The sequence below is a fragment of the Rhodovulum viride genome (assembly GCF_003265965.1).
GTDB lineage: Bacteria > Pseudomonadota > Alphaproteobacteria > Rhodobacterales > Rhodobacteraceae > Rhodovulum > Rhodovulum kholense.
The window spans coordinates 1-1,342 of sequence record NZ_MUAV01000089.1 but is presented as its reverse complement, the minus strand read 5'-3'; the positions used below and the strand labels follow the sequence as shown (position 1 = coordinate 1,342).

Sequence of the window (1,342 nt, the reverse complement as noted above, 5' to 3'; positions counted from 1 at the left end):
CCGAGGGCAGGAAGGAATAGCTGATGAGGTACACCTGCCCGTCCTTCGGGATCGCCACGCAGATCGAGGTGAGGTCGGTCGTCTTCGAGAGGTCCAGTCCGACCCAGGCGGGGCGGCCATAGAGGGCCTCGGGCGCGAAGGGCTCGGCGCCCTTGTCCCAGATCTCGCGCTCGATCCAGGATTGCGCGCCCTCGGTCCAGAGGTTCATGTGCAGCCGCCGGAAGTTCGGCATCTTGCCCGAGATCACCGTCGCCTCGCGATACAGCTCGGCAAACCGCTCCTCGCTGAAGGCGACGCCCAGGTTCGGGTTCGCCATCTTCCAGGCCACCGGATCGCCCACATCGCAATCGGCCGGCGGCTCGGCCACATAGGCAAAGAAGCTGTCGTCCTGGACATCGCCCCGCAAGACGGTCGCGGAATAGTCCCTCAGCTCGCCGCAGATCGAGGCCATGTCGGCGCCCGCCGTGGTGATCGCCCAGTCGATGGGTTGCGCCCGGGCGATCATCGAATTGACCACCACCTCGGCCAGTTCGCGGTCGGTCCAGCGGTGCACCTCGTCGCGGGCGACGAAGCTGGGGTTGATGCCATCGGCCGAGTTGCCGTCGCGGCTGAGCGTCCGGATCGTGCCATTGGTGATCGCGGTCGAGATCAGGTGCTTGTTGCCCGTATCCATGAAGGCCGACAGCGCGGGGGCGGCCTTGATCATCCGCCGGAGCTCGCGGAACAAGAGCCCCGCCTGATCCCGCGTCGTCGCGGTGCAGAACCCTTGCGGCGCCGCCTCGCCGTCGAAAAGCTGGGTATAGAGCATCGGCACCGCCGTGTCGGTCGTCTTGCCGTTCTTCTTCGCGACCTGGTGATAGGTGGTGCGGAACCGGCGCAGCCCATCGGCCTGTTTCCAGCCGAAGACGGACCCATGCCGGAAGACCTGCCAGGGCGTCAGATCGAGCGGCTTGCCCGCCGCCGGACCCGTGGTGTGCTGGATCAGGCGCGCGAAGTTCAGCACGCGCAAGGCCGCCTTGCAATCGAACCAGAGGCCGCGGTCGCGGCCCGTTTCCAGATCCATCAGGTGGCGTTCGCAGGCGAGCCGCACCAGCGTGCCCGCCACCTCGCGCCCCTCGATCACATCGAGCGCATAGCGCGAGACCGGATGGTCAATCGGTTCCATCGAGGGTCCTCAGGATCTCGCCGAAGAGATCGCCCTGGCCGCCCGCGCTCATCCGCGCCTCGTCGACCGGCGTCATGCCGAAGCGCGCGGCGAGCTGGTTCATGGTGGCAATGGCGTCCTGGCGCTGGCCCCAGACCGCGCGCTTCTTCTGCTGGCGCCCGTTCCGGGTCTCGACCT

General features: G+C 67.4%; 2 protein-coding genes. Both read right to left on the bottom strand.

The features are described from left to right. The coding region (locus BYZ73_RS21085; protein WP_112317562.1) for a terminase large subunit at nt 1-1,165 on the bottom strand (1,165 nt) is incomplete at its 3' end. Then, nucleotides 1,152-1,342, bottom strand: a 191-nt coding sequence (locus BYZ73_RS21080; protein WP_146746391.1) for a P27 family phage terminase small subunit, incomplete at its 5' end; no start/stop codon positions are given. The genes BYZ73_RS21085 and BYZ73_RS21080, both read right to left, overlap by 14 nt.